This is a genomic window from Nocardiopsis coralli, from assembly GCF_014892575.1.
Lineage (GTDB): Bacteria > Actinomycetota > Actinomycetes > Streptosporangiales > Streptosporangiaceae > Nocardiopsis > Nocardiopsis coralli.
Genome location: NZ_JADBGI010000066.1, coordinates 1 through 607 on the forward strand (window position 1 = coordinate 1; position 607 = coordinate 607).

General features: G+C 72.2%; 1 pseudogene. It reads right to left on the reverse strand.

Annotated elements, in window-relative coordinates:
• Positions 1–607 (reverse strand): annotated as a pseudogene (locus IDM40_RS27785) (HNH endonuclease signature motif containing protein); the annotation flags it as partial.

A 607-nucleotide genomic window follows, 5' to 3' on the forward strand; every position in this document is an offset into this window, starting at 1 on the left:
GTTGATGACGGCCTTGGTACCGGGCGGCTGCGAGCAGCCGCCACCGTTGGTGGCGCCAATGGCAGCGGCTTCGGCCGAGCCGCCAGCGGCAGCAGCAGCGGTGGTGGTACCGGCGAAGCCGGTGCCGTCGGTGTGGCCGTGGTGGCCGTGGGCGAAGCCCGCGGCCGCGATGAGAGCGTCGTAGGTGCGCGCGTAGCGCGAGGTCACCGACTCACCCGCAGGGATCAGGCCGAGGTCGGCACCGGTGGTGCCGGTGCCGACCGAGGCGGCGCCTTCGGCGCCACCAGCGTCGGCGCCCACGCCGTTGGCGTCGGTGGTCTTCTCGGTGGTGCCGTAGGGGGCGGTGAAGGAGGCCAGCGCTGCCTTGAGGCGCTCACCGTCCGAGGCCGGGCCCCAGGCCTGGAACGTGAAACCGGCGAACGAAGTCTGCAGGCGCGCCCCGCGCTCAGCGAAAGCGGCCTCTTCGTTCTTCTCCGCCCGGTTGGGGTTGTAGGTCAACCCCAGGGCGTGGGCGGTGCGGTCCAGGGTCTGCACCGAGGTGGCCGGCTTGACCCGCTTGAGGTTGGCCAACCCGTGGTCGAGCTTGGCCCGGTACAGCTCCTCGTCC